Here is a 24,880-nt window from a genome sequence, read left to right as displayed (position 1 = left end):
CGGTTCAGGCCGCCCGCGCGAACACCACCCACACCTGACCGGCGGCGAAGTCCAGCGGCGCGCCGTCCGCCCCGGTGAACGTCGTACCGCCGTTCGCCGCGGGCCGCGACCAGGTGGCGGCGAAGGAACGGCCGTCGCGCAGCACCTCCGCCCGCCCGGAGCCGACCGTCTCGGTGTAGGGGGTGGGGTTGCCGAGCACGTCGTGGTACTGCGAGTCGCGGATTTGGACGTACTGGACGACGACCGTCGGCGGCGCCGGGCGGGGGCCGTCCGTGGCGAGCGTGGGGGTGCCGTCCATCGCGATCAGCCAGCCGTGCCGGGCCGCCGACCAGGTGAAGGTGAACCGGGCCGCCGGATAGCGCACGGTGCGCGAGGCCACCGGGGTGCCGCCGGAGGGGTCGGGGCCGTAGCGGAAGCCCGTGGTCAGCGCGCCCTCGCCCGGTGCGGAGCGCAGCAGGCGCGCGGGGCGCAGACAGAGGTTGTGTGGTGCGGCCCGCGCGCTGTCCCGGTAGTAGGCGGCGGCTGCCTCCTCGGGCGACTCGGGTCGCACCGGCGCCCGCTCGATCAGCGGCAGCAGCGTGCGCTGGGCACCGGAGAAGGCCAGATACGGCCGGTCGAACTGGCCGAGCAGCTCCAGATCGGACTCGCGGGCGCTGCGCACCGGTCCGACGGCGCTCGGCAGCCGGCTCGCGTACACCGCCATCAGCCGGCTCAGCCCGCCCTCGACCTGCTCCGCGTACACCACGTCGGCGGCGTCGAGCCCGGTCGCCGGGCGGGCCGCCGGCACATTGTCGATCTTCACGGCGAGCGGCGAGCCGCCCGGCGCGGTGGGGGACGGGGGCCGGGTCGGAACCGGCCCCCGGTCATGCCGGTCGCCGTACCCGCCGCACCCCGACGCCAGGGCGGCGACCAGCACGACCGCCGTCACCGCGGCCCTTCGCCGACCAGGTCTCCCGGCACCTCGTCGCCGACCGCGTCTTCCACCCACCCTCGCCACCCCGTCCGTCATGCGTCATCCGCCGTCCGCCGTGCGATCGTGCGCGCACGCGAGTCATACCCGCTGTGCCCGCCTCCGGCACCCGCCCGGCACCCCCGCCGTGCCCACCAGGGGATTCGGCGTCCGGACGCACGGGTACCCGGCCGCCACCGCAGAACGGACGTACGCGACCGAAGAGGAGCGCGACCTCATGAAGGCAGTCACCTGGCAGGGCAGGCGGGACGTGCGGGTGGAGGACGTGCCCGACCCGAGGATCGAGAAGCCCACCGACGCCGTCATCCGCATCACCTCCAGCGGGCTGTGCGGCTCCGACCTGCATCTGTACGAGGTGCTCACCCCGTTCATGACCCCGGGCGACATCCTCGGCCACGAGCCCATGGGCATCGTGGAGGAGGTCGGCTCGGAGGTGACGGACCTGAAGCCCGGCGACCGGGTCGTGGTGCCGTTCCAGATCTCCTGCGGGCACTGCTTCATGTGCGACTCCGGGCTCACCACCCAGTGCGAGACCACCCAGGTCACCGGCGAGGGCATGGGCGCGGCCCTGTTCGGCTACACCCGGCTCTACGGCGCCGTACCGGGCGCCCAGGCCGAGTATCTGCGGGTGCCGCAGGCCCAGTTCGGCCCGATGAAGGTGCCCGAGGGCCCGCCGGACGACCGCTTCGTCTATCTCTCCGATGTGCTGCCCACCGCCTGGCAGGCCGTCGAGTACGCGGCGATCCCGCCCGGCGGCAGCGTCGCGGTCCTCGGCCTCGGCCCGATCGGCGACATGTCCTGCCGGATCGCCAAGGCACGCGGCGCCGAACAAGTATTCGGCATCGACCTGGTGCCCGAGCGGCTCGCGCGGGCGAACCGGCGCGGAGTGAAGACGTACGACCTGCGGACCTTCGACGACGAGAAGGCGCTGATCCACGCGATCCGCGACGAGACCGGCGGCCGGGGCCCGGACGCGGTGATCGACGCCGTCGGCACCGAGGCCCACGGCAGCGCGGCCGCACGGCTCGCCCAGCAGGCCACCGCCCTGATGCCGCGCGCGGTCGCGGCCCCCCTCGCGGAACGCTTCAGCATCGACCGGCTCGGCGCCCTGTACATGGCGATCGACCTGGTACGACGGGGCGGCACCATCTCGCTCAGCGGTGTCTACGGCGGCACGGCCGACCCGATCCCGCTGCTCACCCTGTTCGACAAGCAGACCCAGCTGCGGATGGGGCAGGCCAACGTCCGCCGCTGGAGCGACCAGATCATGCCGTACCTCACCGACGACGACCCGCTCGGCGTCGAGGACTTCGCGACGCACCGGGTGCCGCTGTCCGAGGCGCCGCACGCCTACGAGATGTTCCAGCGCAAGGAGGACGGCGCGATCAAGATCCTCATGAAGCCGTAGCGATCAAGATCCTCATGAAGCCGTGGCGGCCAAGGTCCTCATGAAGCCGTGGCGGCAGGGGGCCGAGCGTTTCGGCGGCGGCGGTCTCAGTCCTTCTCTCCGAGGATCTCCGCGAGGTCGTACCGCACCGGCTCCGCCAACTGGGCGTACGTACAGCTCTCGGGCGTCCGGTCGGGGCGCCAGCGGCGGAAACGCGCGGTGTGCCGGAAGCGCTGCCCGTTCTCCATGTGGTCGTAGGCGACCTCGGCCACCCGCTCGGGCCGCAGCGGTACCCAGGACAGGTCCTTCTTGCCCGACCAGCGGCTCGGCGCGCCCGGCAGCCGCGCGTTCTCGTGCGCGGCCTCCTCGGACCAGGCCGCCCAGGGGTGCCCGGTGACGTCGTCCATCCGCAGCGGCGCCAGTTCCTCGATCAGTTCGGCGCGCCGCTTCATGGGGAACGCGGCCGACACGCCCACGTGCTGGAGCCTGCCCTGCCCGTCGTACAGGCCCAGCAGCAGCGAGCCCACCACCGGGCCGCTCTTGTGCAGCCGGTACCCGGCCACGACGACATCGGCCGTGCGCTCGTGCTTGATCTTGAACATGGCCCGTTCGTCCTGCCGGTAGCGCAGATCGAGCGGCTTGGCGACGATCCCGTCGAGCCCGGCGCCCTCGAACCGCTCGAACCACTGCTCGGCCACCGCGAGATCCGTCGTCGCGGGCGCCAGATGCACCGGCGGCCCGGCATCGGCGAGGGCCCGGTCCAGCAGCGCCCGGCGATCGGTGAGCGGCACGTCCAGCAGGGCGTGGTCGTCCAGCGCCAGCAGATCGAAGGCGACGAAGGACGCGGGGGTCCGCTCCGCCAGCGTCCGCACCCGGGAGGCGGCCGGATGGATCCGCTCGGTCAGCGCGTCGAAGTCCAGATGCCCGGCCCGCGCGATCACGATCTCCCCGTCGAGCACGCACCGCTTCGGCAGCCGCTCCCGCAGCGCCTCGACCAGCTCGGGGAAATACCTGGTCAACGGCTTGCCGGTGCGGCTGCCCAGCTCGATCTCGGCGCCGTCGCGGAACACGATCGCCCGGAACCCGTCCCACTTCGCCTCGTAGTGCATGCCCGGCGGGATCCTCGCCACCGACTTGGCGAGCATCGGCTTCACGGGCGGCATCACGGGCAGCTCCATGGCTCAAATTCTGCTCGTGCGCGCCCTTGCCCGCCCGGCGTGCGCGCCCATGCGCGTACCCGTGTACGCACCCGCATGCGCACCGCCCGCGCCCGGTGTGCGAGCCGCGCGGGGGGCGCCTACGGTGGCCGCATGGCCGAAGCGCTGGAACTGGAGGTCGCCGGGCGGACCGTACGGCTGTCCAGCCCGGACAAGGTGTTCTTCCCGGAGCGCGGCTTCACCAAGCTGGACCTCGCGCGCTACTACATCGCGGTCGGCCCCGGCATCCTGCGCGCGCTGCGCGAGCGGCCCACCACCCTGGAGCGCTACCCGGACGGCATCGAGGGGGAGTGGTTCTTCCAGAAACGCGCCCCCAAGGGCATGCCCGACTGGATCCCGACCGCCCACATCACCTTCCCCAGCGGCCGCAGCGCCGACGAGATGTGCCCGACCGAGGAGGCCGCCGTGGTGTGGGCCGCCCAGTACGGCACCCTCACCTTCCACCCCTGGCCGGTGCGCGCCGGCGATGTCGACCACCCCGACGAACTCCGCATCGACCTCGACCCGCAGCCCGGCACCGACTACACGGACGCCGTCCGTGCCGCCCATGAACTGCGCGCCGTACTCGACGAGTTCGGGGGACTGCGCGGCTGGCCGAAGACCTCCGGCGGCCGGGGACTGCATGTCTTCGTGCCCATCGAACCCCGCTGGACCTTCACCCAGGTACGGCGCGCCGCCATCGCCGTCGGCCGGGAGCTGGAACGCCGGATGCCCGAACAGGTCACCATCAAGTGGTGGAAGGAGGAGCGCGGCGCCCGGATCTTCGTCGACTACAACCAGACGGCCCGCGACCGCACCATCGCCTCCGCCTACTCGGTACGGCCCCGCCCGGAGGCCACCGTCTCCGCGCCGCTGCGCTGGAGCGAGGTCGACTCCGCCCGCCCCCGCGACTTCGACCTGGCCACCATGCCGGCCCGGTTCGCCGAACTCGGCGACGTGCACGCCGACATGGACGACCACGCCCACTCCCTGGACGCCCTGCTGGAGCTGGCCCGCCGCGACGAGCACGACCACGGGCTCGGCGATCTGCCGTACCCACCGGAGTACCCGAAGATGCCCGGTGAACCCAAACGCGTCCAGCCGAGCCGGGCCCGCAAGGACCCCGCGCCCTGAGGGCCGACGGCGCCCCGCCGGGCACCGAACCCTCGTTATCCTGGGCGGTAACCGGCCGATGAGGAGTCCCGTGGTGCCCGAGGCAGTGTCACGTCCCACCCTGGAGGCCGTGGCGACGCGCGCCGGGGTCTCCAGAGCCACCGTGTCACGGGTGGTCAACGGCGGATACGGCGTACGGGAATCACTGGCCGAGCGGGTACGGCGGGCCGTGGCCGAACTGGGCTACGTCCCCAACCAGGCGGCGCGCAGCCTCGTCACGAAGCGGCACGACGCCGTCGCCGTCGTCATCGCCGAACCGGAGGCCCGGGTCTTCACCGACCCTTTCTTCGCCCTCCAGTTGCGCGGCATCAGCAAGGAACTGACCGCCCACGACAACCAGTTGGTGCTGCTGCTCACCGAGGGCCGGGACGATCACACCCGGGTGGCCCGTTATCTCGCCGGAGGCCATGTCGACGGGGCGCTGGTCTTCTCCCTGCACCTGGACGACCCGCTGCCCGGACTCATCCATGACGCCGGGGTGCCCACCGTGTTCGGCGGCCGGCCGGGCTGGCGGGACCGCACCGGCACACCGCTGTACGTGGACACCGACAACCGGGGCGGCGCGCGCATCGCCGTACGCCATCTGGCCGGGCTCGGCCGGAGCAGGATCGCGCACATCACCGGCGCCCTGGACCAGACCTCGGCCGTGGACCGGCTCGACGGCTACCGGGATGTCATGGCGGAGACGGCCGAGGGCGGCGGCGATCCCTCGCTGGTCGTGGAGAGCGACTTCACCCCGGCCGGCGGGGAGCGGGCCATGCGGGAACTCCTCGACCGCCGCCCCGATGTGGACGCCGTGTTCGCCGCGAACGACCTCACCGCGCTGGGCGCGCTGCGGGTGCTGCGGGAGCGGGGGCTGCGGGTGCCCGAGGACGTGGCCGTGGTCGGCTTCGACGACATGCTGCCGCTGGCCGAGCAGTCCGACCCGCCGCTGACCACGGTCCGTCAGGACATCGAACAGATGGGCCGCCTGATGGCCCGTCTGCTGCTGCGGGGAGCGTCCGCCCTGCGGGACGGCTCAGCCGGGGCCGGGCCGGGTGACACCTCCGGTCCGGGCGGCCTCGACCCGGCGGCTCGGACTCCCGGACCCGGCGTGATCCTTCCGACCACCCTGATCCGCCGGACGTCCGCCTGAGCCGGTACGCACCTGAGCCCGTACGCACCTGAGCCGGTACGCAGCAGCCGTCAGCCGTCAGCCGTCAGCCGTCAGCCGTCAGCCGTCAGCCGTCAGCCGTCAGCCGTCAGCCGTCCGCCGCGAGCCCGACTCGCCCCGGCCGGCCCCAGCCCCCGCGGGGCCCCCGGTCACCGCCTCACTCCCGCGCCCGCTCGCCCCTGATCACCGCGAACCGGGCCCCGTACGGATCGGCCAGCCCGGCGATGCGGCCCACGCCCTCGACCGTCACGGCCGGAGCGGTCACCGAGCCGCCGAGCCGTCGTGCCTCGGCCACGATCGCGTCGGTGTCCTCGACCGCGAAGTACGGCAGCCAGTACGGCTCGTCCTCCGTCCGGGCCAGCGGCACCATCCCGCCGAACATCGCGTCCTCCCCGGCGCCCGCCGGATTGACGCACGTATACACACCGCCGGGGAGGGTCACACCGGAGGTCTCAAGTCCGAGCACCCGGTGGTAGAAGGCGGCCGCCGCCGCGATGTCCGGGGTGTGCAGCTCGGCCCAGCACAGGGCGCCCGGCGCGTTCGCCACGTCCACGCCCTTGGTGCGGCCGGGCTGCCAGAGTCCGAACTTCACCCCGGCCCGGTCGCCGAGGACCGCCATGTGCCCCTGGCCCATCACATCGACCGGCCCGAACAGCACCTGCCCCTGGGCCTGTTCGACCGCGTGGGCGGTCGCCGCGGCGTCCGCGGTCCTGAAGTACAGCGTCCAGGCCGGCGGCCCCTGCTCGGGTCCGCACCGCATGCCACCCGCGACGGTCCTCCCGTCCAGCTGGAAGAAGCCGTAGCCGCCCGCGTCCGGACCCGCCGACTCGAAGTGCCAGCCGAACAGGGAGCCGTAGAAGGAGCGCGCGCCGTCGATGTCCGGGGCGCCGATATCGAGCCAGTTCGGCGCGCCGTCGACGAAATCGGTGGTGAGCATTGCCGCCCTCCTCGAAGGGGTCCCGTCCCGTGCACTGCCGAGTCTGGCACCGCCCACTGACAGGCGCCGCCGGAGCTCGGCCGGGGCGCGCCCTCACCTTCGGTGACCTGGCATGTCCGCTGGGTTTTCGAGAATTCCGCGCGCCGCCGTGCAACCGGCCGGCCCCGGGGAGCATCATCGATGCGGCCGGGGGCCCCGACGACGGCGTTGAGCGCGCGTTGATCGAACGTTTTTCGCCGATCGGCATGATCCTGGCCATGCACCTCGACACCATCACCCCGGCCGACCCGACCTGGCAGGCGCAGGCCCTGTGCGCGCAGACGGGGCCGGACTTCTTCTTCCCCGAGCCGGGCAGCTCGGTCCGCGAGGCGAAGCGCATCTGCGGGATGTGCGAGCTGCGCCCGGCCTGCCTCGAGTACGCCCTCGCCAATGACGAGCGCTTCGGCGTCTGGGGCGGCCTGTCCGAGAAGGAACGTCTCGCCCTGCGCCGCACCTCCGGCTGACCGGCCGCCCGCGATCGGGGACCGGCCAACCGGCGACCGCCGGGGTCGGGGACCGCCTCGCTCAGTGGCCGGCGGCCCGCGCCGCCATCCGCGCCTTGCGCGCGGCCAGCTTCTCGTCGAACCGGCCGGCCTCCGTGTCCAGGCCGCCCATGAACAGGCCGAGTTCCTCCTGCGCCTGCCGCCCCTTCGGGCCGAGGCCGTCGAGCTCCATGACCTTCAGGAAGCGGAGCACCGGCTGGAGCACGTCGTCATGGTGGATGCGCAGGTTGTAGACCTCGCCGATCGCCATCTGCGCGGCGGCCCGCTCGAAACCGGGAATGCCGTGTCCGGGCATCCGGAAGCCGACGACGACGTCCCGGACCGCCTGCATCGTCAGATCGGGCGCGAGCTCGAACGCCGCCTTGAGCAGGTTGCGGTAGAACACCATGTGCAGGTTCTCGTCGGTCGCGATCCGGGCGAGCATCCGGTCGCACACCGGGTCACCGGACTGATGACCGGCGTTGCGGTGCGAGATCCGGGTGGCCAGTTCCTGGAAGGCGACATAGGCGACCGAGTGCAGCATCGAGTGCCGGTTGTCGGACTCGAAGCCCTCGCTCATGTGGGCCATGCGGAACTGCTCCAGCTTGTCCGGGTCCACCGCGCGCGAGGCGAGCAGATAGTCCCGCATCACGATGCCGTGCCGGCCCTCCTCGGCCGTCCAGCGGTGCACCCAGGTGCCCCAGGCGCCGTCGCGGCCGAACAGGCTGGCGATCTCGTGGTGGTAGCTGGGCAGGTTGTCCTCGGTCAGCAGGTTGACGACCAGGGCGGTGCGACCGATCTCGGTCACCTTGGACTGGTCCTTCGCCCAGGCCTCGCCGTCCTCGAACAGGGCCGGGAAGTTGCGCCCGTCGCCCCAGGGCACGTACTCGTGCGGCATCCAGTCCTTGGCGACCTTCAGATGCCGGTTCAACTCCCCCTCCACCACTTCCTCCAGCGCGTACAGGAGCCGGGCGTCGGTCCAGACGGACGGGCTGCCGAGATGGGGAGAAGTGATCGTCACGGGAACTCCAGGGGACGCCGAACGGGGGAGAGCACAAACGAGGGGTACCGGCGAGCGGTGCCGAGAAACCTACGTGATCGTAAGCTACGAATCCGTAGGTTACGAAACCGTAGGTTAAGGCCGTCGTAAGAGACTCCCAGATCAGGTGGTGCGCCGGGGTCGTCCGCGGGTACGGAGCGGCCCCGGGACACGCCGGTCCCAGGGCCGTCGGAGGGAGGGGTTCACCCGGTCAGGCGTACAGCTCCCGCAGTCGTACGGAGAGGCACGTGACCGAGCCCTCCAGTTTCTCGAACTCGCCGATGTCCACCGTGACCACCTCGTAGCCGAGGTCGGTCAGCAGCTCGGCGGTCTTCGGGGCGCTCGCCGCCATCAGCAGCTTGTGCCCGCCGAGCAGCAGCACCTGCGCGCCGGACTCCTCGGGCACCGCGAGGAAGCCGGGGAACAGCGAGGGCCGGTCCATCTTCGGGATGTGCCCGATGACGGTGCCGTCCGGCAGTGCGGTCACGGCCGACTTCAGATGCAGCACCTTGCTCACCGGTACGGCCACCACTCGTGCGCCCAGCGGCTCGAACGCGGCCCGCAGCTGCTGCACACCGGCCGCGTCGGTGCGCCCGCTGCGGCCGACGTAGACGGTGTCGCCGACCTTCAGGACATCGCCGCCGTCCAGGCTCCCCGGATCCCAGATCCAGTTCACCGAGCAGCCGAGGCCGGCCACCGCCTCCTCCACACCGGCGGTCTCCGGGCGGCGGGACGCGCTGCCCGGCCGGGTGATCAGCGCGACATTGCGGAACAGGACGACGGTGTCCTCCACGAACACCGAGTCCGGGCAGTCGTCGGCCCCTTCGACCTCGCAGATCTCCCAGTCGTGCGCCCGCAGCGCCTCGACGTACGCCTCCCACTGCTCGGTGGCGAGCCCGACGTCGACCTTCTGCCGCTCGACATGGGTCACCAGGCCCTCGGCGAGACGGGGGCTCGGACGGCGGACGAGGGCCTTCTTGCTGGGCACGACGGGCCTTTCCGGTCGGGGACGCGGTGCCTGCGCCGCAGGTGCGACGCCGGTCCGCCATCATGCAGCCCGACGTGGCCGGAACAAAACCCTCGTCATCAGGCTGTGGCCCTCCCGAGACGCTCCGCCGCGCCCGCACCGGACACCCCGCCGCGCCCACGCCGCTTCCGAGTGGCCTGGGGTCTTTCGTTTGGATCAGATCGGATCGGGGAGCGGGGTCTGGTGCCGTGCATCGCAAGGCGGAGGAGGGCGCCATGGCGGAGCCATGGCAACCGACGACAACGCCGCGAGGCGCGGTGCCAGGGCCCGCGAGCCCGGCATGATCCAAACGAGAGGCCCTAGCCCACCTCCTCCGGGGCGATCTCCTTCAGCTCGCCGTCGGCCATCAGCAGCCAGCGGGTGATGCCGATCGACTCCAGGAACGGCAGGTCGTGGCTGGCCACCAGCAGTGCCCCCTCGTACGACTCCAGGGCCGAGGTGAGCTGCCGGACGCTCGCCAGGTCGAGGTTGTTGGTCGGCTCGTCGAGCAGGAGCAGCTGGGGTGCCGGTTCGGCCAGCATCAGCGCGGCCAGCGCGGCCCGGAAGCGCTCGCCGCCGGACAGGGTGGCCGCCCGCTGGTCGGCGCGGGCGCCCCGGAACAGGAAGCGGGCCAGGCGCGCCCGGACCCGGTTGTTGGTGGCGCCCGGCGCGAACCGGGCCACGTTCTGGGCGACCGTCAGCTCGTCGTCCAGCACGTCCAGGCGCTGGGGCAGGAACCGCAGCGGGACATGCGCGGTGGCGGTGCCCGCCGTCGGCGCCAGTTCCCCGGCGACCGTGCGCAGCAGCGTCGTCTTGCCCGCGCCGTTGCGCCCCACCAGCGCGATCCGTTCGGGGCCGCGCAGATCGAGGATCCCCTCGATACGCGCCCCGTAGGCCATCGCCAGGTTCTCCAGGGTGAGCACCTGGCGGCCCGGCGGTACGGCGGTGTACGGCAGGTCGACGCGGATCTCGTCCTCGTCGCGCACCGCGTCCACCGCGTCGTCCAGGCGCTCCTTGGCCTCGGCGAGGCGTTCCTCGTGCATGATGCGGTGCTTGCCCGCCGACTCCTGGGCGGCGCGTTTACGGGCGCCCATCACGATCTTCGGCTCGCGCTTGGACTCGAACATCTTCTGCCCGTACCGCTTGCGGCGGGCCAGCTTCATATGGGCGTCGGACAGTTCGCGCTTCTGTCTGCGGACATCGGCCTCGGCGACCCGGACCATCCTCTCGGCGGCCTCCTGTTCGACGGACAGCGCCTCCTCGTAGGCCGAGAAGTTGCCGCCGTACCAGGCGACCTCGCCGGTGCGCAGTTCCGCGATCTGGTCGACCAGGTCGAGGAGTTCGCGGTCGTGGCTGACGACGACGAGCACCCCGGGCCAGGCGGCGACGGCCTGGTGGAGGCGGCGGCGCGCGTACAGGTCGAGGTTGTTGGTGGGCTCGTCCAGGAGCAGCACGTCCGGGCGGCGCAGCAGCAGCGCCGCGAGGCGCAGCAGTACCGACTCGCCGCCGGAGACCTCGCCGACGGTGCGGTCGAGGCCGATGTGGCCCAGGCCGAGTTCGCCGAGGGTGACCAGGGCGCGCTCCTCGACGTCCCAGTCGTCGCCGACCGTCTCGAAGTGCTTCTCGGACACGTCGCCCGCCTCGATGGCGTGCAGCGCGGCCCGCTGCTCGGCGATGCCGAGGGCCCGGTCCACGCGGAGCGCGGTGTCCAGGGTGACGTTCTGCGGGAGGTAGCCGACGTCGCCCATGACCTTGACGGTGCCGTCGGCCGGGGCGAGTTCACCCGCGATGAGCTTCAACAGGGTTGATTTTCCCGATCCGTTGACGCCGACGAGCCCGGTCCTGCCGGGGCCGAAGGAGACGTCGAGCCCGTCGAACACGGTGGTGCCGTCGGGCCAGGCGAAGGACAGGGACGAAAGGTTGACGGAAGAGGAAGAGGATGACGCGGATGACATGAGGGCCTCGCGGGGGAGTGGGTGCGGTTTCGCGGACGCGTCTTGAGACACCGCGGGGCGGGAACCGAAGGGTCACCCGGAGGCCGTACAAAAGAAAAAGGCCTGTGCCGGAGGACGGCTCGAACGCCGAGGGTCGTACGCCACGCACACCTCACCGGTGCGACGCGGTGTCTCCGAACCTCAGACGAGCAACGTCCTACTCCGATCGACGGCAACAGATCCGAGACAAACGGTAGGAGCACCGCCGACGGGAGTCAAAACATTTATCGACGCGAGGCCCTCGTGTTGTTTCAGGGCCGGTCTTGTGGATCAGTCCGGGCCCTGGCTCCCCGACGCGTCGGCCGGCAGCCGCTCCAGCCGGCGGTGGCGGGCCTCGATCGCGTCCTGGCTGATCCGGGCCTCAGGGACCTCACGGTCGAAGGCGTGGATCCCACCGGCCCGGACGTGCAGCCCGGCGCGGCCGCCGGCGTGCCAGATGCGGTCGGCGTGGGCGAGGACCTCGTCGCGCAGACACTCGGCGGAGCCGGCGTCGAGGAAGGCGGGCGGCAGCCCGCTCAGGTCGGTGGCGCGGGCGGGCGCGGCGTACGCGGGCACGTCGGGCCCACCCTGGGCGGCACCGAGCAGCGCCCTCCAGCCGAACCCGTTGAAGCCGCGGTCCCGGAAGTCGACGCCGTCCATCTGCAGGGCGGAGGGGCTGTTGTTGCGGTCGTCCGGCATGGGGTACATCAGCAGTTGGCCCAGCAGGCGGGGACCGCCCTTGTCGCGCACGGTCAGGGCGAGTGCGGCGCCGAGGCCGCCACCGGCGCTGTTGCCCGTGACGACGATGCCCTCCGGGTCGATGCCGAGGTCGTCCGCGTGGTCGGCGACCCACAGCAGGCCCGCGTAGGCGTCCTCGATCTGCGCCGGGTAGCGGTGCTCGGGCGCGAGCCGGTAGCCGACCGAGACCAGTGTGGCCCCGAAGCGCTCGGCGGTCTCCAGCAGTTGGTTCAGATCGAGGCGGTGGTCGTTGCAGAAGAAGCCGCCGCCGTGCGCGTAGTACGGCGCGGGCCGCGAGGCGGGCACCCCGGCAGGAGTGCAGACCGGCAACGGGACCTCCGGGGCGCCGTTCTGGCCGGGCACCGAGTGCTCGGAGACGATGAACCGGCCGCCTGGGCCGAGGTCGTCGATCGCCGCCACCGCGGCCGCGACCGACTCCCGGATCTCCGCCAGCTGCTCCTGACTCATCGGCGCCGGGTCCGGCACCTCGGCCAGAAAGGCGTCCCACTCCACCTGGATCTCGGCGTCCGACGGAACAGCCCCGGTCTTGCCCGATTCGAGATTCACGCGCGCACGCCGGCGGTACCCGTCCCCACGGGCCACCGAATTCCGGACCGCTCCCGCGCCGGCTGCTGGGGGAGGAGACCTACGGGTACGACTACGGGGAGCTGAACGCGTTGTTCGGGCGCGTCCGGGCCACCGTGCGGATCGCGCCGGTCAGGCGTCCCGCATCAGTTCGGCCAGGTGGTGGTCCAGGTCCAGCTGGAGGTGTTCGAGGCCGACCGGCACCAGCTCGCCGGCCGCCTCCAGGAAGCGGCGTATCTCGCCGGCGCGCACATGGACGACGGCGGTGCCCTCGGGGGCGTGGAACTCCAGCACGATGCGGTCGTAGCCGTACGGCCGCACCCGTACGTCGCCCTGGCCCTCGGGTGCCAGCAGCCCGGCGGCGAGCAGTTCACGGGCGAAGGTCCAGCAGACCTCGACGCCCTCCAGGGTGGCCGGGGCGGGGAAGGTCATCCGCACGGCGAACGGGTCGCAGCGGTCGTACCGCAGCGTGGCGGGGATGCTCGGCATACGCGGCGCGGCGGCGACGAGGCGGGCTTCTACGGGCTGCTCGATGACGGTGGACAACGCCTTGCTCCCTCGTGACGGCTGGACTGCGGCCTGGTGACTCCCGGCACTGGATGAGACGACGGAACGGGCCGGGACGTGCACCTGGGGAACGAGTGACCTCGGTCACCGCGTTCATGCACGCGCGGCCGCCCTTGGCGCGTACGGCAGTTGGCCCTCTGGACGGCGACCGGGCGGTGGACTAGCTTCGCCCGCCATGAGGCGCATGGGGAGCACGAGGGACAAGCGGGACATGAGGGGTACGCGAGGCCCCCGGCGGACGGGCAGGCTGACGGCGGCGGGAGTCGCGTGCGGCGCGGCGCTGGCCGCGCTGACCGTCCCCCCGGCCGCCGCGCTCGGCCGGCCTCAGGGCGTGCACTGGGCCGCGAAGGACCCCGGCACCCCGCAGGTCCGCTACCGGGGCCTGGCCGCCGTCGACCGGCACACCGCCTGGCTGGCCGGCACCGGCGGCACCGTCCTGCTCACCCGGGACGGCGGCACCTCCTGGCGAAACGTCTCCCCGCCCGGCGCGTCCGCCCTGGAGTTCCGGGACGTCGAGGCGTTCGACGCGCGGCACGCGGTGGTCCTGGCCATCGGCGAGGGCGAGGCGTCCCGGGTGTACCGCACCGACGACGGCGGGACGAGCTGGACGGAGTCCTTCCGCAACACCGATCCGAACGCGTTCTACGACTGCATGGCCTTCTTCGACCGACGCCACGGCCTCGCCATGGGCGACCCCGTGGGCGGGAGGTTCCGCATCCTGTCCACGAGCGACGGCGGCCGCTCCTGGCGGGTGCTGCCCCCGGCCGGGATGCCGCCCGCCCTGGACGGCGAGGCGGGCTTCGCGGCGAGCGGGCAGTGCCTGGTCACCTCGGGAGCCAGGGACGCCTGGCTGGCCACCGGCGGCGGCGCCCGCGCGCGCGTGCTGCACTCCGCCGACCGCGGGCTGACCTGGACCGCCACCGACACCCCGGTTCCGGCCGGGGACCCGGCCCGCGGGGTCTTCGCGCTCGCCTTCCGCGACCGCGACCGCGACCACGGCCTCGCCGTCGGCGGCGACTACGGCGCGGGACAGCCCTCGCCGAAGGCCGCCGCCGTCACCCGGGACGGCGGGCGTACCTGGCAGCCGTCCGCCACACCCCCGCCCGCCTACCGCTCCGGCGCCGCCTGGCTCCCGCACAGCCGCACCTCGGCGCTCGCCGTCGGGCCCACCGGCACCGATCTGACCACGGACGGCGGCCGCACCTGGCGCACGATCGACACCGGTTCCTACGACACCGTCTCCTGCACCCCCGACCTCGGCTGCTGGGCGGCCGGCGAGCAGGGCAGGGTGGCCCGGCTGGAACGGTGAGGTAGGCACGCCGGCAGCCGGGTACTCGCGCCCCGAAGGCGTCGTACGGGCCCTTGGAGATCGCTCGTACGAGCCTTCGAGGCGAAAGGAGCGATCATGCCGGCCGGTTCCAGCCCCAAACGCGAACGCCAGTACGAGCACATCAAGGAGAGCGCGCGGGAACGGGGCGAGAGCGAGGGACGCGCCGAGGAGATCGCCGCGCGGACCGTCAACAAGGAGCGCGCCCGGTCCGGCGAGTCCAAAACGGCGAGCCGCACCTCGACCCAGGACATGTCGTCGGGCAGGCGCGGCGGCCAGCGGTCGGGCAACCGGACAGGACCCCAGGGCCCGACCCGCGACCAGCTGTACAACGAGGCGAAGCAGCGCGGCATCGAGGGCCGCTCGAACATGAACAAGGACCAGCTTCAGCGCGCGCTGAACGCCGAGAAGGGCTGACCGGCCGGCCGCCTCAGGCCGGGGTCTGCCGGTACCGGGCCAGCTCCGGGACCGTCGTGGTGGCGGTGAACTCCGTGATCCGGTAGGCGCACACCTCGCCGACGGTGTACGGATCGGCCGCCACGATCTCCTCGATGCGGGCGCGGTCCTCGGCGACGGCCAGGATCACCCCGCCGTCGCGCGGGTTCTTGCGCCCCGACGCCAGGAAGACGCCCTTCTCGAACTGTTCCCCCAGCCATGCCATGTGGTCGGCGTGCAGGGCGTTCACGGCGTCGAGGGGCGCGGTGTAGGTCAGCTCCAGTACGAACATGATCGCGAGCCTAACCCCGGGGGCGGGGTGCCCCGGGCCGGGCACGTACAGTCGGCCGACATGACGACCGTAGGCGTACCGGCGGGCTGGCCCGCCACCGAGGCGCAGGCCCGCGCGGTCCAGGACGAACTGCGCGCCCGTGTGGTGCTCGACGAGCCCGGACCGCCGCCGGGCACCGGCCGGGTGACCGGGGTCGACGTGGCCTATGACGACGAGCGCGACCTGGTCGCCGCCGCGGCCGTCGTCCTGGACGCCGCCACCCTGGAGGTCCTCGCCGAGTCGACCGCGGTCGGCCGGGTGTCCTTCCCGTACGTCCCCGGTCTGCTCGCCTTCCGTGAGCTTCCCACGGTCCTGGCCGCCCTGGAGTCCCTGCCCGTCGCGCCCGGCCTGGTGGTGTGCGACGGCTACGGCCTCGCCCACCCCCGCCGCTTCGGTCTGGCGAGCCATCTGGGTGTCCTCACAGGCCTGCCCACCATCGGGGTCGCCAAGAACCCGTTCACCTTCACGTACGAGGAGCCCGCCGCCGCCCGCGGCAGCTTTGCACCGCTGCTCGCCGGGGACGAGGAGGTCGGCCGCGCCCTTCGCACCCGCGAGGCCGTCAAACCCGTCTTCGTCTCCGTCGGCCACCGGGTCTCCCTGGCGGGCGCCCTCGCCCACACGCTCGCCCTCACCCCCGCCTACCGCCTCCCGGAGACCACCCGGCGCGCGGACGGCCTGTGCCGCAGGGCGCTCAAGGAGGCGACGGCGGCCGGGTCCGCTCAGTCGTCGGCGAGCCGCCAAACGCCGACTTCCTTGTACTGGGAGTCGTAGACGGGCGAGCCGTCGCCCGGCTCCAGCGCGTAGTGGTGCAGATTGCCGCCCCAGTAGCGCAGGATCCGGCCCAGCTCGGCGGCCCGCTCCTGCGCCGGCGCGTTCTCGTCCACGGTCACTTCGAGCACGAACTTCACTGTTGCCGCGCCTCCTTGTGCTTCGTCCGGTGCGAACGCCCATCCTCGCACCGGGCCTCGGGACGAGATGCGCGCACCGGACGATCCCGGTCACCGCTCGGCGGCCACCCGGAAGGTGATCCCGGCCGCCCGCAGCCGGTCCGTCAGCGCGTCGCCCATCGCCTGGGCCGTCGTCACCTGGCCGGATGTCGTCGGCAGAACATCAAGGGCGAGGCAGAGCGCGGCCTCGGCGAACATCTTGGCCGTCTCGTCGTATCCGGGGTCGCCGCCCGAGACCTCCGTGTAGACGCGCCTGCCGCCGCCCTCGCCGACGAAGCGGACCCGGAACCAGCTCCTGGCCCGCTTCTCCGCGCCGGGCCCCTCGCCGGGCCCGAGCCGGTCGGACAGCCACCGGCGCACGGGCGGCAGCTGGGCGGCGGCCACCGCGGCACCGACCGCGGCCGCCCCGCCGAGCGCGACGGGCAGACGGCGGACCGCCGCGAAGTGCCGGTAGCGGAAGTCGGGGCCGTACCGGTCAAGGGCCCGCGCCGAACGGCTCACGATCCGCGGGTCGATGGTGGGCAGCGGCAGCGCCCACGCGCCGACCTCCGGGGCGAACCGCGGCGCCCCGGTCGGCGCGCTCACCCGCCGCCCGTACAGCCGCGGCTCGTGCCGCGCCCGGTCGCGGGCGGCGGCCAGCATCGTGCGCCCGCGCGCGACCTGGTCGAGCGCCGAGGCCAGCGTGCCGCCGGAGAACGCCGCGTCCGCCGTCACATAGCCGTCCACCCGCAGCGGCACACCCTCCGGCAGCTGTTTCACCGTGAAGTGCACGCCCAGATCGTGCGGCACGGAGTCGAACCCGCACGCGTGCACCAGGCGCGCGCCGGTCTCCCGGGCGCGGGCGTCGTGCCGTACGTACATCAGGTCCACGAACTCCGGCTCGCCGGTGAGGTCCAGATAGTCCGTCCCGGCGTCCGCGCAGGCGGCGACCAGTTCCTCGCCGTGGCGCAGGTACGGCCCGACGGTCGTGGCCACCACCCGGGTCCGCTCGGCCAGATCGCGCAGCCCGGCCGGCCTGGACGCGTCGGCACGCAGCACACCGATGTCCGCGCCCCCGGGCAGCCGGTCCCGCAGCCTCCGCAGCTTCACCTCGTCGCGCCCGGCGATCGCCCAGCGCAGGCCCTGTGGCGCGTGCGCCGCCAGATACTCCGCTGTCAGGGTGCCGACGAAGCCGGTCGCCCCGTAGAGCACCACGTCGTAGGGACGGTCCAGCCCGCTCATGACCCACCTCGCCTGCTCATGACACCCCTCGGTCGCGCAGCCCGCGCCGCTGTCGGTGGCCGAGGCTAGCGTGAGGTGAGCGCCCCGCAGGCGCCGGGTGATTTTCAGCCGGATGGGCACTTGGCTAAGCGCTTGCTCGTTCAGGTCTTGTGCCGGATGGAACGCGTTCATAGCATCACCGGTGTTACATCAGTTGTGTCACACGCTTGGGGGACGGCATGAGCACGGCGGCACCAGCAGAGCGGGGCCCGCTCGGCGGCGTGCGCGTGGTGGAGCTGGCCGGCATCGGGCCCGGCCCGTTCGCCGCCATGCTGCTCGCCGACCTCGGCGCCGACGTGGTCCGGGTGGACCGCCCCGGCGGCCCCGGCCTCGGCGTCGACCCCGCGCACGACATCACCAACCGCAACAAGCGCTCGATCGTGGTCGACCTCAAGTCCCCGGACGGCGCCGCCCGTGTACTGGACCTCGCCGAGCGCGCCGACATCCTCGTCGAGGGCTACCGGCCGGGCGTCGCCGAGCGCCTCGGCGTCGGCCCCGCCGACTGCCACGCCCGCAACCCCCGCCTGGTCTACGGCCGGATGACCGGCTGGGGCCAGGACGGCCCCCTCGCCGAGCGCGCGGGCCATGACGTGTCGTACATCGCCGTCACCGGCGCCCTCGGCATGATCGGCCGCCCCGGCGAACCCCCGGCCGTGCCCGCCAACCTCCTCGGGGACTACGCGGGCGGCTCGCTCTACCTGGTCGTCGGCGTCCTCGCCGCCCTGCACCACGCGCGTGCCACCGGCACCGGCCAGGTCGTGGACGCCGCCATCGTGGACGGCACCGCCCACCTGTCCGCGATGATCCACGCCATGCTGTCCGCCGGCGCCTGGCAGGACCGGCGCGGCGCCAACCTCCTGGACGGCGGCTGCCCCTATTACGGCACCTACGAGACCGCCGACGGCGGCCATATGGCGGTCGGCGCCCTGGAGGAGAAGTTCTCGGCCGAGTTCCTGCGCCTGCTCGGCCTGGACGACCTGCGAGGCGCCCGCACCGACCTCACCCGGTGGCCGGAACTGCGCGCGGCGATCACCGCCCGCTTCCGGGACCGCACCCGCGCCGAGTGGACCGCCCTGTTCGCGGACTCCGACGCCTGCGTGGCCCCCGTACTGTCGCTGCGCGAGGCCCCGCACCACCCGCACCTGGCCGCCCGCGGCACCTTCACCGACCACGGCGGCATCACCCAGCCCGCCCCCGCGCCCCGTTTCTCCGCCACCCCCACCGCGCTGCGCACCGGACCCGCGCTGCCCGGCGCCGACACCGAGGCCGTGGCCCGGGACTGGGACATACCCGCGCTCACCGGCGCCGACCGGCCCACCCCGGCCGCCGACTGAGCCCACCGACCCATCTGCTGCGCAACCGAACCGCTCGGCCGACCCTCCCGAAAGGCATCCCAGTGAGCACCGAAGCGTACGTGTACGACGCGATCCGCACCCCGCGCGGCCGCGGCAAGGCGAACGGCGCCCTGCACGCCACCAAGCCCATCGACCTGGTCGTCGGCCTCATCCACGAGATCCGCGACCGCTTCCCGAGCCTCGACCCGGCCGCCATCGACGACATCGTGCTCGGCGTCGTCGGCCCCGTCGGCGACCAGGGCTCCGACATCGCCCGCATCGCCGCGATCGCCGCCGGGCTGCCGGACACCGTCGCGGGCGTGCAGGAGAACCGCTTCTGCGCCTCGGGCCTCGAGGCCGTCAACCTGGCCGCGGCCAAGGTCCGCTCCGGCTGGGAGGACATGGTCCTCGCGGGCGGCGTGGAGTCGATGTCCCGGGTCCCGATGGCCTCGGACGGCGGCGCCTGGTTCAACGACCCGATGACCAACCTGGACGTCAACTTCGTGCCGCAGGGCATCGGCGCCGACCTGATCGCCACCATCGGCGGCTTCACCCGCCGGGACGTGGACGAGTTCGCGGCGCTGTCCCAGGAGCGCGCCGTCAACGCCTGGAAGGAGGGCCGCTTCGGCCGCTCCGTGGTCCCGGTCAAGGACCGCGCGGGCCTGGTGGTCCTCGACCGGGACGAGCACCCGCGCCCCGGCACCACCGCCGACACCCTGGCCAAGCTCAAGCCGTCCTTCGCCGACATCGGCGAACTCGGTGGTTTCGACGCCGTGGCGCTGCAGAAGTACCACTGGGTGGAGAAGATCGACCACGTCCACCACGCGGGCAACTCCTCCGGCATCGTGGACGGCGCCTCGCTCGTCGCGATCGGCTCCAAGGAGGTCGGCGAGCGCTACGGCCTCACCCCGCGCGCGCGGATCGTCTCGGCCGCGGTCTCCGGCTCCGAGCCCACCATCATGCTGACCGGCCCCGCGCCCGCCACCCGCAAGGCCCTCGCCAAGGCCGGCCTCACCATCGACGACATCGACCTGGTCGAGATCAACGAGGCGTTCGCCGCCGTCGTGCTGCGCTTCGTCGAGGAGATGGGCCTGCCGCTGGAGAAGGTCAACGTCAACGGCGGCGCCATCGCCCTCGGCCACCCGCTCGGCGCGACCGGCGCCATGCTCGTCGGCATGCTCGTGGACGAACTGGAGCGCCAGGACAAGCGCTACGGCCTCGTCACCCTGTGCGTGGGCGGTGGCATGGGCATCGCCACCATCATCGAGCGCATCTGAACTCCCCGCGGAACCAAGCGACTTCAACGGAGACGACTGTCATGACCGAGAGCACCACCATCCGCTGGGAGCAGGACGACACCGGTGTCGTGACCCTGGTCCTGGACGACCCGAACCAGTCCGCCAACACGATGAACCAGGCCTTCAAGGCCTCCATCGAGGCGATCGCGGACCGCGCCGTGGCCGAGAAGGACTCCATCCGGGGCATCATCTACACCTCCGCCAAGAAGACCTTCTTCGCGGGCGGCGACCTCAAGGAGATGATCCAGGCCGGCCCCGAGGACGCCCAGGCCGTCTTCGACACCGCGACCGCGATCAAGAACGCGCTGCGCCGCATCGAGACCCTCGGCAAGCCGGTCGTCGCCGCCATCAACGGCGCGGCCCTGGGCGGCGGTTACGAGATCGCGCTGGCCTCCCACCACCGCATCGCGCTGGACGCCCCCGGCTCCAAGATCGGCCTCCCGGAGGTCACCCTCGGCCTGCTGCCCGCGGGCGGCGGTGTCACCCGTACCGTGCGCCTGATGGGCATCACCGACGCGCTGCTCAAGGTGCTGCTCCAGGGCACCCAGTACACCCCGCGGCGCGCCCAGGAGAACGGGCTGATCCACGAGGTGGCGCAGACGCCGGAGGAGATGCTGGCCAAGGCCCGCGCCTTCATCGACGAGCACCCCGAGTCCCAGCAGCCCTGGGACGTCCCGGGCTACCGGATCCCGGGCGGCACTCCCGCCCACCCGAAGTTCGCCGCCAACCTGCCCGCCTTCCCGGCCAATCTGCGCAAGCAGACGAACGGCGCGCCCTACCCGGCGCCGCGCAACATCATGGCCGCGGCGGTCGAGGGCTCCCAGGTCGACTTCGAGAACGCGAGCACCATCGAGACCCGCTACTTCACCGAGCTGGTCACCGGGCAGACCGCGAAGAACATGATCCAGGCGTTCTTCTTCGACCTCCAGGCGGTCAACTCCGGCGCCAACCGGCCCAAGGGCATCGAGTCCCGCGAGGTCCGCAAGGTGGCCGTGCTCGGCGCCGGCATGATGGGCGCGGGCATCGCCTACTCGTGCGCCCGCGCGGGCATCGAGGTCGTCCTCAAGGACGTCTCCCTGGAGGCCGCGCTCAAGGGCAAGAACTACTCCGAGAAGCTGTGCGCCAAGGCCGTCTCCCGGGGCCGTACCACCCAGGAGAAGGCGGACGCGCTGCTCGCCCGGATCACGCCCACCGGGGACGCCGCCGATGTCGCCGGCTGCGACGCGGTGATCGAGGCCGTCTTCGAGGACACCGCGCTCAAGCACAAGGTGTTCCAGGAGATCGAGTCCGTTCTCGCGCCCGACGCGCTGCTGTGCTCCAACACCTCCACCCTGCCGATCACCACCCTCGCCGAGGGCGTCGAGCGCCAGGGCGACTTCATCGGGCTGCACTTCTTCTCGCCGGTCGACAAGATGCCGCTGGTCGAGATCATCAAGGGCGAGCGCACCGGCGACGAGGCCCTCGCCCGCGCCTTCGACCTGGTCCGGCAGATCAACAAGACGCCGATCGTCGTCAATGACTCGCGCGGCTTCTTCACCTCCCGGGTGATCGGCCAGTTCATCAACGAGGGCGTCGCCATGGTCGGCGAGGGCATCGAGCCCGCCTCCATCGAGCAGGCCGCCGCCCAGGCCGGCTACCCGGCCAAGGTGCTCTCCCTGATGGACGAGCTGACCCTCACCCTGCCGCGCAAGATCCGCAACGAGACGAAGCGTGCCGTCGAGGAGGCCGGCGGCACCTGGACCGCGCACCCGGCCGACGGCGTCATCGACCGCATGGTCGACGAGTTCGAGCGCCCCGGCCGCAGCGGCGGTGCCGGCTTCTACGACTACGCGCAGGACGGCAAGCGCGCCGGGCTCTGGCCGGGCCTGCGCGAGCACTTCACCAAGGCCGGGTACGAGATCCCGTTCAAGGACATGCAGGAGCGGATGCTCTTCTCCGAGGCGCTGGACACCGTGCGCCTGGTGGAGGAGGGCGTGCTGACCTCGGTGGCCGACGCCAACATCGGCTCCATCCTCGGCATCGGCTTCCCGGCCTGGACCGGCGGCGTGCTCCAGTACATCAACGGCTACGAGGGTGGCCTGCCCGGCTTCGTGGCCCGCGCCCGGGAACTCGCCGAGACCTACGGCGAGCGGTTCGAGCCGCCGGCGCTGCTGGTGGCGAAGGCGGACCGGGGCGAGCCCTTCGCGGACTCAGCCGCCTGACGGTCCCTCGCCGCTGAGCAGCTCGCTCAGCTCTTCGCGCAGCGAACGCTGGAACGTGGTCAGCAGCGCCTGCACCACCAGCGGGTGGATGTGCGCGGACAGGTCCCGCACATCGCGGGTGTCCCGCTCGGCCACCTCGCCGCGGAAGAGCCGGGCGAGCTCACGGGCCGCGGCGCGCGAGTGCTCCATGAGCACCTCGCGCGCCGCGAGGATCGTGCCCTGCGACAGCGGCACGTCCAGCAGTTCGAGGCCGAGCCGCAGCAGCCCGGTGTCGACCCGGAAGCCGTCGTCCGCCCCGCCGTCCGCTCCGTCGGTGTCGCTCGCGTCCCCGGGGATCAGGACCCCGGCCGCCGCGAGCCGCTCCAACTCCTCGTCGGCCAGCACCCGTCCCGCCCGCCGGTCCAGCTCGGCGCGCGAGAGGGTCTCCACGGAGTCCGGCGCCCAGGAGGCGACCACGGCCCGGTGGATGGCCAGGTCGTAGGCGGACAGATCGGACGGCAGCTGACCGAGATACCGCTCGATCGCCGCCAGCGTCATCCCCTGCCGCTGCAGCTCCTCGATCAACGCCAGCCGCGCCAGATGCCCCGCCCCGTACCGGCCCACCCGCCGCGGCCCGATCACCGGCGGCGGCAGCAGCCCCTTGCTCCCGTAGAAGCGCACGGTCCGCACCGTCACCCCTGCCCGTGCGGCCAGCTCGTCGACGGTGAGGCTCAGCTCCCCGGCATCGGTCGTCATGTGCAGCAGTATCGCTGTCACACCACTACTGTGAAACCCGTCGGGACGTCACGCACCCGTCGTGTACGCACCGTGGTGAACATCATGTGGACACTGGGAAGATCATGTGAGAAGTAACGCTCTGTGACGTGGACCACCGCGTAATGCCCGGCGTGTCTGGGAAGCTGCTGGCTTGGTCTGTGCCGCGACTCATCGGGTGGTGCGGGCCAAGCCCTGCACGACCCCCGGGCTCAGGCCCGGGCGCACCAGGAAGTGGTACCACCCGTGAGCAAGGACGCCGTGGAATCGGCACAGGCCGCCCCCACACCGGCGGTGCAGACGCCCGCCGACGCGGGCGACGCCGGCTACAGCAAGGACCTCAAGGCCCGCCACGTCAACATGATCGCCATCGGCGGCGCCATCGGAACCGGACTGTTCCTCGGCGCCGGAGGGCGCCTGCACAACGCGGGCCCCGCGCTCGCCCTGGCCTACCTGGTCTGCGGCATCTTCGCCTTCTTCGTCGTACGCGCGCTGGGCGAGCTGGTCCTGTACCGGCCCTCCTCCGGGTCCTTCGTGTCGTACGCGCGTGAGTTCCTCGGCGAGAAGGGCGCCTATGTCGCCGGCTGGATGTACTTCCTGAACTGGTCGACCACCGGCATCGCGGACATCACCGCGATCGCGCTCTACACGCACTACTGGAGCTTCTTCACGCCCATCCCGCAGTGGGTGCTGGCGCTGATCGCGCTCGCCGTGGTCCTCACCGTGAACCTGATCTCGGTGAAGATCTTCGGTGAGATGGAGTTCTGGTTCGCGATCATCAAGGTCGCCACCCTGGTGGGCTTCATGTTCATCGGCATCTTCCTGCTGGCCACCCAGCACCATGTCGACGGCTACACGCCGGGCCTGAGCCTGATCAGCGACCACGGCGGGATCTTTCCGCACGGCCTGATGCCGGTCGTCCTCGTGATGCAGGGCGTGATCTTCGCGTACGCGGCCCTGGAGCTGGTCGGCGTCGCCGCCGGTGAGACCGAGGAGCCGGAGAAGGTCGTCCCGCGCGCGGTGAACTCGATCATGTGGCGCGTGGGCCTCTTCTACGTCGGCTCGGTCGTCCTGCTCGCGCTGCTGCTGCCCGGCTCGGTGTACTCCGCCGACCAGAGCCCGTTCGTGACCGTCCTGTCCAAGATCGGCATCCCCGCGGCCGGCGACGTGATGAACCTCGTGGTCCTCACCGCCGCCATGTCCTCGCTGAACTCCGGCCTCTACTCCACCGGCCGCATCCTGCGCTCCATGGCGATGTCGGGTTCCGCGCCCAAGTTCACCCGGGTGATGAGCCGCAGCCAGGTGCCCTACGGCGGCATCCTGCTGACCTGCGGCATCTGCGTCCTCGGCGTCGGCCTGAACTACCTCGTGCCCAGCCAGGCCTTCGAGATCGTGCTGAACGTCGCCTCGCTCGGGATCATCAGCACGTGGGTGATCATCATGATCTGCCACGCGGTCTTCGTCCGCCGCGCCCGCGCGGGCCTGGTGACCCGGCCGCACTTCCAGCTGAAGTTCTCCCCGGTCACCGAGATCGCCACGATCGCCTTCCTGCTGGTCTGCCTCGGCATGATGTGGGACGACCACGAGGTCGGCCGCAAGACCCTGCTGCTCATCCCGGTGCTCGCCGTCATGCTCGTCGCGGGCTGGTTCGGCGTCCGGCGCCGGGTGAACGCGGGCTCCGAGCAGAACCCGTCCCAGCTCGCGAAGTAGCTGTCCGGCGCCACTGTCAGTGGCAGCCTCTACGGTGGC

At 72.3% G+C, this 24,880-nt stretch carries 23 protein-coding genes; 11 read left to right on the top strand and 12 right to left on the bottom strand.

The window, feature by feature from the left end:
- Positions 1-4: 4 nt before the first annotated feature.
- Entirely contained in the window at positions 5-988 is a 984-nt protein-coding gene (locus tag AB0N90_RS24990; protein WP_365200112.1) for a DUF3048 domain-containing protein, read from the bottom strand.
- A gap of 199 nt (positions 989-1,187) precedes the next feature.
- On the opposite strand from AB0N90_RS24990, the gene AB0N90_RS24985 reads away from it, so the two are divergent.
- On the top strand, positions 1,188-2,378 hold the full coding sequence (locus AB0N90_RS24985) for a zinc-dependent alcohol dehydrogenase (RefSeq protein WP_365200110.1): 1,191 nt from the start codon (positions 1,188-1,190) through the stop codon (positions 2,376-2,378).
- An 86-nt stretch (positions 2,379-2,464) separates the two neighbouring features.
- Here AB0N90_RS24985 and AB0N90_RS24980 read toward each other — a convergent pair whose 3' ends face one another.
- Entirely contained in the window at positions 2,465-3,535 is a 1,071-nt protein-coding gene (locus tag AB0N90_RS24980; RefSeq protein WP_365200108.1) for an ATP-dependent DNA ligase, read from the bottom strand.
- Between the two features lie 132 nt (positions 3,536-3,667).
- Between AB0N90_RS24980 and ligD the strand changes: the two genes are divergently transcribed.
- A complete protein-coding gene (gene ligD, locus AB0N90_RS24975; RefSeq protein WP_172624586.1) occupies positions 3,668-4,687 on the top strand; it encodes a non-homologous end-joining DNA ligase in 1,020 nt (339 codons plus the stop codon).
- A gap of 73 nt (positions 4,688-4,760) precedes the next feature.
- On the top strand, positions 4,761-5,861 hold the full coding sequence (locus tag AB0N90_RS24970) for a LacI family DNA-binding transcriptional regulator (RefSeq protein WP_365200105.1): 1,101 nt from the start codon (positions 4,761-4,763) through the stop codon (positions 5,859-5,861).
- 175 nt (positions 5,862-6,036) lie between these two features.
- On the opposite strand, the gene AB0N90_RS24965 is transcribed toward AB0N90_RS24970, so the two are convergent.
- A complete protein-coding gene (locus tag AB0N90_RS24965) occupies positions 6,037-6,816 on the bottom strand; it encodes a VOC family protein (RefSeq protein ID WP_365200102.1) in 780 nt (259 codons plus the stop codon).
- Between the two features lie 257 nt (positions 6,817-7,073).
- On the opposite strand from AB0N90_RS24965, the gene AB0N90_RS24960 reads away from it, so the two are divergent.
- The gene (locus AB0N90_RS24960) at positions 7,074-7,319 is read left to right on the top strand and encodes a WhiB family transcriptional regulator (RefSeq protein ID WP_037659718.1); all 246 of its coding nucleotides are present in this window, start codon (positions 7,074-7,076) and stop codon (positions 7,317-7,319) included.
- Between the two features lie 61 nt (positions 7,320-7,380).
- On the opposite strand, the gene AB0N90_RS24955 is transcribed toward AB0N90_RS24960, so the two are convergent.
- The 5 genes from AB0N90_RS24955 to AB0N90_RS24935 all read right to left on the bottom strand — a co-directional run bounded on the left by AB0N90_RS24955 (position 7,381) and on the right by AB0N90_RS24935 (position 13,224).
- Complete coding sequence (locus tag AB0N90_RS24955) at positions 7,381-8,358, bottom strand: acyl-ACP desaturase (protein ID WP_365200101.1); 978 nt, start codon at positions 8,356-8,358, stop codon at positions 7,381-7,383.
- A 229-nt stretch (positions 8,359-8,587) separates the two neighbouring features.
- Complete coding sequence (gene ddaH, locus AB0N90_RS24950) at positions 8,588-9,364, bottom strand: dimethylargininase (protein ID WP_365200100.1); 777 nt, start codon at positions 9,362-9,364, stop codon at positions 8,588-8,590.
- A gap of 338 nt (positions 9,365-9,702) precedes the next feature.
- A complete protein-coding gene (locus tag AB0N90_RS24945) occupies positions 9,703-11,337 on the bottom strand; it encodes an ABC-F family ATP-binding cassette domain-containing protein (protein WP_365200097.1) in 1,635 nt (544 codons plus the stop codon).
- 309 nt (positions 11,338-11,646) lie between these two features.
- Positions 11,647-12,660, bottom strand: a complete 1,014-nt coding sequence (locus AB0N90_RS24940) for an alpha/beta hydrolase fold domain-containing protein (protein WP_365200095.1) — start codon at positions 12,658-12,660, stop codon at positions 11,647-11,649.
- Positions 12,661-12,810: 150 nt separating this feature from the next.
- Positions 12,811-13,224, bottom strand: coding sequence for an SsgA family sporulation/cell division regulator (locus AB0N90_RS24935; protein ID WP_361675704.1), 414 nt, complete (start codon positions 13,222-13,224; stop codon positions 12,811-12,813).
- Between the two features lie 232 nt (positions 13,225-13,456).
- Between AB0N90_RS24935 and AB0N90_RS24930 the strand changes: the two genes are divergently transcribed.
- Together AB0N90_RS24930 and AB0N90_RS24925 are read left to right on the top strand one after the other, a co-directional pair.
- Complete coding sequence (locus tag AB0N90_RS24930) at positions 13,457-14,554, top strand: oxidoreductase (protein WP_365200093.1); 1,098 nt, start codon at positions 13,457-13,459, stop codon at positions 14,552-14,554.
- Between the two features lie 96 nt (positions 14,555-14,650).
- Entirely contained in the window at positions 14,651-14,989 is a 339-nt protein-coding gene (locus tag AB0N90_RS24925) for a plasmid stabilization protein (RefSeq protein WP_365200092.1), read from the top strand.
- Positions 14,990-15,002: 13 nt separating this feature from the next.
- Here AB0N90_RS24925 and AB0N90_RS24920 read toward each other — a convergent pair whose 3' ends face one another.
- Entirely contained in the window at positions 15,003-15,299 is a 297-nt protein-coding gene (locus AB0N90_RS24920) for a YciI family protein (protein ID WP_365200090.1), read from the bottom strand.
- 60 nt (positions 15,300-15,359) lie between these two features.
- Between AB0N90_RS24920 and AB0N90_RS24915 the strand changes: the two genes are divergently transcribed.
- Positions 15,360-16,109, top strand: a complete 750-nt coding sequence (locus AB0N90_RS24915; RefSeq protein ID WP_365200088.1) for an endonuclease V — start codon at positions 15,360-15,362, stop codon at positions 16,107-16,109.
- Here the strand turns inward: AB0N90_RS24915 and AB0N90_RS24910 are convergent.
- Positions 16,058-16,246 carry a hypothetical protein gene (locus tag AB0N90_RS24910; RefSeq protein ID WP_365200086.1) on the bottom strand — a complete coding sequence of 63 codons (189 nt, stop codon included), beginning with the start codon at positions 16,244-16,246 and terminating at the stop codon, positions 16,058-16,060. The genes AB0N90_RS24915 and AB0N90_RS24910 overlap by 52 nt on opposite strands.
- Before the next feature lie 90 nt (positions 16,247-16,336).
- Positions 16,337-17,506, bottom strand: a complete 1,170-nt coding sequence (locus AB0N90_RS24905; protein ID WP_365200084.1) for a saccharopine dehydrogenase NADP-binding domain-containing protein — start codon at positions 17,504-17,506, stop codon at positions 16,337-16,339.
- Between the two features lie 218 nt (positions 17,507-17,724).
- On the opposite strand from AB0N90_RS24905, the gene AB0N90_RS24900 reads away from it, so the two are divergent.
- From AB0N90_RS24900 to AB0N90_RS24890, 3 genes are all read left to right on the top strand, one after another.
- A complete protein-coding gene (locus AB0N90_RS24900) occupies positions 17,725-18,879 on the top strand; it encodes a CaiB/BaiF CoA-transferase family protein (RefSeq protein ID WP_365200082.1) in 1,155 nt (384 codons plus the stop codon).
- Positions 18,880-18,941: 62 nt separating this feature from the next.
- Positions 18,942-20,156, top strand: a complete 1,215-nt coding sequence (locus AB0N90_RS24895) for an acetyl-CoA C-acetyltransferase (RefSeq protein ID WP_365200080.1) — start codon at positions 18,942-18,944, stop codon at positions 20,154-20,156.
- Between the two features lie 41 nt (positions 20,157-20,197).
- The gene (locus AB0N90_RS24890) at positions 20,198-22,378 is read left to right on the top strand and encodes a 3-hydroxyacyl-CoA dehydrogenase NAD-binding domain-containing protein (protein ID WP_365200077.1); all 2,181 of its coding nucleotides are present in this window, start codon (positions 20,198-20,200) and stop codon (positions 22,376-22,378) included.
- On the opposite strand, the gene AB0N90_RS24885 is transcribed toward AB0N90_RS24890, so the two are convergent.
- Complete coding sequence (locus AB0N90_RS24885; protein ID WP_365200460.1) at positions 22,367-23,113, bottom strand: MerR family transcriptional regulator; 747 nt, start codon at positions 23,111-23,113, stop codon at positions 22,367-22,369. The genes AB0N90_RS24890 and AB0N90_RS24885 overlap by 12 nt on opposite strands.
- A gap of 264 nt (positions 23,114-23,377) precedes the next feature.
- On the opposite strand from AB0N90_RS24885, the gene AB0N90_RS24880 reads away from it, so the two are divergent.
- Positions 23,378-24,841: an amino acid permease gene (locus tag AB0N90_RS24880; protein WP_365200074.1), complete on the top strand. Its 1,464-nt coding sequence runs from the start codon at positions 23,378-23,380 to the stop codon at positions 24,839-24,841.
- Positions 24,842-24,880 lie beyond the last annotated feature (39 nt).

Origin of the sequence: Streptomyces sp. NPDC093018, assembly GCF_040684035.1 — a bacterium.
GTDB classification, from domain to species: domain Bacteria; phylum Actinomycetota; class Actinomycetes; order Streptomycetales; family Streptomycetaceae; genus Streptomyces; species Streptomyces murinus.
This window is presented reverse-complemented; position numbering and strand designations above follow the sequence as displayed.

Coding starts and splice junctions, on each gene's coding strand:
- AB0N90_RS24985 (WP_365200110.1), top strand. CDS start 1,188: ATGAAGGCAGTCACCTGGCAGGGCAGGCGGGACGTGCGGGTGGAGGAC.
- AB0N90_RS24980 (WP_365200108.1), bottom strand. CDS start 3,535: ATGGAGCTGCCCGTGATGCCGCCCGTGAAGCCGATGCTCGCCAAGTCG.
- ligD (WP_172624586.1), top strand. CDS start 3,668: ATGGCCGAAGCGCTGGAACTGGAGGTCGCCGGGCGGACCGTACGGCTG.
- AB0N90_RS24965 (WP_365200102.1), bottom strand. CDS start 6,816: ATGCTCACCACCGATTTCGTCGACGGCGCGCCGAACTGGCTCGATATC.
- AB0N90_RS24960 (WP_037659718.1), top strand. CDS start 7,074: ATGCACCTCGACACCATCACCCCGGCCGACCCGACCTGGCAGGCGCAG.
- AB0N90_RS24945 (WP_365200097.1), bottom strand. CDS start 11,337: ATGTCATCCGCGTCATCCTCTTCCTCTTCCGTCAACCTTTCGTCCCTG.
- AB0N90_RS24930 (WP_365200093.1), top strand. CDS start 13,457: ATGAGGGGTACGCGAGGCCCCCGGCGGACGGGCAGGCTGACGGCGGCG.
- AB0N90_RS24925 (WP_365200092.1), top strand. CDS start 14,651: ATGCCGGCCGGTTCCAGCCCCAAACGCGAACGCCAGTACGAGCACATC.
- AB0N90_RS24920 (WP_365200090.1), bottom strand. CDS start 15,299: ATGTTCGTACTGGAGCTGACCTACACCGCGCCCCTCGACGCCGTGAAC.
- AB0N90_RS24915 (WP_365200088.1), top strand. CDS start 15,360: ATGACGACCGTAGGCGTACCGGCGGGCTGGCCCGCCACCGAGGCGCAG.
- AB0N90_RS24905 (WP_365200084.1), bottom strand. CDS start 17,506: ATGAGCGGGCTGGACCGTCCCTACGACGTGGTGCTCTACGGGGCGACC.
- AB0N90_RS24900 (WP_365200082.1), top strand. CDS start 17,725: ATGAGCACGGCGGCACCAGCAGAGCGGGGCCCGCTCGGCGGCGTGCGC.
- AB0N90_RS24890 (WP_365200077.1), top strand. CDS start 20,198: ATGACCGAGAGCACCACCATCCGCTGGGAGCAGGACGACACCGGTGTC.
- AB0N90_RS24885 (WP_365200460.1), bottom strand. CDS start 23,113: ATGACGACCGATGCCGGGGAGCTGAGCCTCACCGTCGACGAGCTGGCC.